The sequence below is a fragment of the Pseudomonas sp. L13 genome, from assembly GCF_009935965.1.
GTDB lineage: Bacteria > Pseudomonadota > Gammaproteobacteria > Pseudomonadales > Pseudomonadaceae > Aquipseudomonas > Aquipseudomonas lactis.
In genome coordinates this window covers 1-4274 of record NZ_QODJ01000128.1, presented here as the reverse complement: position 1 = coordinate 4274, position 4274 = coordinate 1, and the positions used below count along the sequence as shown (strand labels likewise).

The window sequence follows — 4274 nt, the reverse complement described above, 5'->3', positions numbered from 1 at the left end:
GTTACCGCAGCAATGGATATGTACACAATCCAACTGTGTCGCCTGTCAGGCCGCCTTCGCGAGCAAGCCCGCTCCCAAAGTTGGATCGTGGGGTGTCAGGTAGATAGGGGGCGGCTGGCAGGCCGTCATCGCAGGCAAGCCGGCTCCCACATATCGAAGCGGTTCATCACAGGGCGTAGGCGATGCCCACCTGCACGGTACGCGGTGCACCGGGGTAGGTGTAGATATTGCCGAACGCGCCTTCTTCATACTCGCGGTTGAACAGGTTCTTCACATCCAGGTTCAGACGCACCTGCTCATTGACTTTGTAGTAGCCGAGCAAGTCGACCACGGTGTAGGCGTCCATGGAGAATGCCGTGTTGGCGGTCTGGCCTGCGCGCTGGTCGACGTACTTGCCGCCGGCGCCGAGGCCCAGGCCTTTGAGCGCGCCGTCCTGAAACTCATAGACATTGAGCAGGCTGAGGCTGTTGCGCGGGATGTTCATCAAACGAGTGCCGGAGCGCAAAGTGTTGTCACGGGTGACTTCGGCATCTACGTAGGCGTAGCCGCCGATCACACGCCATTCGGGCGTGAGGTTGCCTGCCACGTTCAGGTCAAATCCACGACTGCGCACCTGGCCGGCCGCAACACTGAAGGTATTGTCCACGGGGTCGGTGGTCAGCACGTTCTTCTTCTCGATCTGATAGATCGCCGCATCCACGCTCAACTGCCGATCCAGCGCATCCCACTTGATACCCATCTCGTAGGACTTACCTTTCTCCGGCGCAAAACCACCACCTTCACGACTGGCGCCAGTGTTGGGCTTGAACGAACGCGCGGCATCGGCATACACCGCGACGGTGTCGGTGAGGTCGTAGATCACACCCACACGCGGGGTGACCGCGTTGTCGGCAGCCTGCCAGCTTTTACCCACATAGTTCTGGTAATCATGCTCGAAACGCTCAAAACGCGCACCGGCCAGTACTTTCAGCCGTTCAGTGAGGGCGACTTGGTCCTGCACGAAGGCAGCGTAGGTCTTGAGGTTTTCTTTATCGTGGGTCGGCGTACGGGTCAGTGCTGGACGGGTTTGACCGTACACCGGGTCAAAGATATCGATGGGGTAGGTACCCGCAACTGCGCTGGAACGCTGGATGATCGACTTGTAGTCGTAATCCTCGTACTCGATACCCGTGAGCAGCGTGTGATCGAAGCCGCCAGTGGAGAAGTGCCCGGTCAAGTTGAGCTGGTAATCCTTGTCGGTCCATTCCAGCTTGCGGTAGTTGAAGTTGCGTTGCAGGGTGCGGCCATCGGCGCCCAGGCTGCCCGGCCCGTTGGCTTCGATAGCATTGCCTTTCAGGCTGCCGTCCAACCATTGGAAACCGCCGCCCAGGGCCCAGTTGTCGTTCAGTGCATGCTCGAAACGCAACTGCGCCATGTTGTTGTCGTTGTGCAGCTTGCCCGCGTTTTTGTCGCCCCAGAACGTATCACGCGAGGGCGTGCCACGCTGGTTGGGGAAGCGCGTCAGGCCACGGTCCAGCGGGTGGTTGTTGCGCATGAAATCGCCTTCGAAGGTCACCTTGGTGTCATCGGTGGCCTGCCAGGTGAGCACCGGTGTCACGCCGTAGCGTTCCGTCTCGACGTGATCGCGGAAGGTGTCGCCGCCCTCGCCCACCACGTTCAGGCGATAGGCCAGACGGCCTTCCTCGTCCAGCGGGCCGGAGGCATCCAGGGTGCCGCGCTGCATGCCCTGGTCATTGAGCTGGCTGCCCAGGGTGACGGTGCGTTCGGCCAGCGGTTGCTTGGACACCACGTTGAAGGTACCGCCCGGGTCGCCACGGCCGTAGAGCATGGTCGCAGGGCCGCGCAACACTTCAAGACGCTCGATGGTGTTGGCGTCCGGCATGTTCGGGTAACCGCGGTTGATCGGAAAACCGTTGCGGTAGAACTCACCGGTGGTGAAGCCGCGCACGGTAAAGGTGGTCAGGCCCTGCCCGCCAAAATTGTTGGCGCGGCCCACGCCGCCGGCGTAGTCGAGGGCATCCTGCAGGCGCGTTGCACCGAGGTCTTCGACCACGTCCTTGGACACCACACTGATGGACTGCGGGGTTTCATGAATAGAGGTGTCGGTGCGCGTCGCACTGGCTGAGCGTGTGGCACGGTAGCCCCGCACCGGGCCCTGGGCCGACTCAAGGTCCGCGGTGGCGGTGACATTGGTCGCTTGCAGCTCGATACTGGCGTTCTCGGCAGGCACCTGCTCGGCCCACGCAAAGGGGGAAAACGCCTGGAGCACACAGATGGAAATCAGGGTACGACGCATGGGGGTAGAACCTAGTGAATGAGCCAGATGGGGCGGCAAACCTGCCAAGAATTCGCCGCGCATCATATATCAGGGCATTCTCGTTTGATATCCGTTCTCATTTGTTATTTTTCGCCGCGTAGGTCGCGAAAAACCATAGGCGAAAAAAAGCCACTCAATCGAGTGGCTTATGTCACGCGCAGGCTTACCTCAGCGATAGCGTTCCAACCAATGCGCGTACGGCGCCGGCAAGGTCCAGGAGGACTTGTCCACGCCCAGTTCCTTGGCGGCGAAGTACGCCCAATGCGGGTCGGCCAGATGTGCACGACCTACCGAAACCAGGTCCAGGTGCCCGGCCTGCAACGCGCCTTGGGCCAGTTGTGGCGTGCCGAAGCCCCAGGCTGACGTCACCGGGATACCGGCTTCACGGCGTACACGCTCAGCAATCGGGCCCATGAAGGCCGGGCCCCACGGAATGTTGGTGTCCGGAATGGTAAAGCCGACGCTGACGCTCAGCAGGTCCAGGCCACCGTCCTTGAAACGGCGGGCCAGTTCGATGGACTCGGTGAGGGTCTGCTCATCACGGCCGTCGTATTCGATCACGCCGAACCGAGCGGTGAGCGGCAGGTTTTCTGGCCAGACTTCACGCACCGCAGCCAGGGTTTCGAGGAGGAAGCGGCTGCGGTTGTCGAAGCTGCCACCGTAGGCATCGGTACGCTGGTTGGAGTGTTCGGAGAAAAAGCTCTGGCCCAGGTAACCGTGGGCGAAGTGCAGCTCGATCCATTCAAAGCCGGCATCGCGAGCGCGGCGGGCCGCGTCGACGAAATCCTGTTGCACGCGGGCAATGTCTTCCAAGGTCATGGCACGCGGTACGTTGGGCAGGTTGGCGCCGAACGCGATGGCAGACGGGGCGATGGTTTCCCAGCTACGGGCATCAGAGGCCGGGATGTGGTCATCGCCTTCCCAAGGGCGATTGGCGCTGGCTTTGCGGCCGGCGTGGGCGATCTGGATACCCGGCACCGAACCTGCGGCCTTGATGGCCTTGACCATGGGCACGAATGCCTGGGCGTGGGCATCGCTCCAGATCCCGGCGCAGCCTGGGGTGATGCGCCCTTCAGGGGCGACCGCAGTGGCCTCGACCACCAGCAGGCCGGCACCACCACGGGCCATGCCGGCCAGGTGCACGTGGTGCCAGTCGTTGACCATGCCGTCGTCGGCCATGTATTGGCACATCGGTGGAATAGCAATGCGATTGCGCAAGGTCACGTCTTTAAGTTTGAACGGTTCGAACAAGGCCGACATTGGGAGCTCCAGGAAGGGGTGAGTGATTCGATAGTTCGATGGTAATCGAACTATGGTATTGAACGCTACCCCCCTGTTATGATCCGCCCCATGCGAGCCTTCAAACACCCTACCCCGCTAGAATTGACCCTTGAGCGTGTGCTGTACGCCTTGAGCGACCCCGTACGCCTGGACATCGTGCGCTACCTGGCCAACGTGCCAGAGGCGACCTGTGGCGAACTGGACGGGGGGCGGCCCAAGTCCAGCATGTCCCATCACTTCCGGGTATTGCGCGATGCCGGTCTGGTGCACACGCGCAATGTGGGCACTACCCATATGAACTCTTTGCGCCGTGACGAGCTGGAGAGCCGCTTCCCGGGGTTGCTGGCCAGTGTGTTGTCACAGCACTAGACGCATAACTTCGGCGCGACGCTGGGCCTGTGGCGAGGGCGCTTGCTCCCGTGACGGCCTGCCAGCCGCCACCCATCTCCCTGACACACCACAGTCAAACTGTGGGAGCTGGCTTGCCTGCGATGACGGCCTGCCAGCTGACACCTATCTCCCTGGCATCCCACGATCAACCTGTGGGAGCGGGCTTGCTCGCGAAGGCGGCCTGGCAGTCAACACGTTGGATTGTGTGTATATCCATTCCTGCGGTAACGGCCACTTAGGGTTCCGCCCTGACGGCGGCTCACTTTTGAAAAGCGCAAAAGTAAGC

3 protein-coding genes are annotated in these 4274 nt (G+C 61.5%); 1 reads left to right on the top strand and 2 read right to left on the bottom strand.

Translation table 11 applies throughout. The features are described from left to right. Positions 1-166: 166 nt before the first annotated feature. Entirely contained in the window at positions 167-2296 is a 2130-nt protein-coding gene (locus tag DK871_RS28285; protein ID WP_161907460.1) for a TonB-dependent siderophore receptor, read from the bottom strand. Positions 2297-2485: 189 nt separating this feature from the next. Beyond that, positions 2486-3577 carry an NADH:flavin oxidoreductase/NADH oxidase gene (locus tag DK871_RS28280; protein ID WP_054895667.1) on the bottom strand — a complete coding sequence of 364 codons (1092 nt, stop codon included), beginning with the start codon at positions 3575-3577 and terminating at the stop codon, positions 2486-2488. Between the two features lie 90 nt (positions 3578-3667). Between DK871_RS28280 and DK871_RS28275 the strand changes: the two genes are divergently transcribed. Then, positions 3668-3967 (top strand): helix-turn-helix transcriptional regulator, encoded by a 300-nt coding sequence (locus tag DK871_RS28275; protein WP_032892304.1) that lies wholly within the window; start codon positions 3668-3670, stop codon positions 3965-3967. The last annotated feature ends 307 nt before the right edge of the window (positions 3968-4274 follow it).

Excerpts from the sequence above, each read along its gene's own strand:
- DK871_RS28280 (WP_054895667.1), bottom strand. The coding sequence starts at position 3,577 with ATGTCGGCCTTGTTCGAACCGTTCAAACTTAAAGACGTGACCTTGCGC.
- DK871_RS28285 (WP_161907460.1), bottom strand. The coding sequence starts at position 2,296 with ATGCGTCGTACCCTGATTTCCATCTGTGTGCTCCAGGCGTTTTCCCCC.
- DK871_RS28275 (WP_032892304.1), top strand. The coding sequence starts at position 3,668 with ATGCGAGCCTTCAAACACCCTACCCCGCTAGAATTGACCCTTGAGCGT.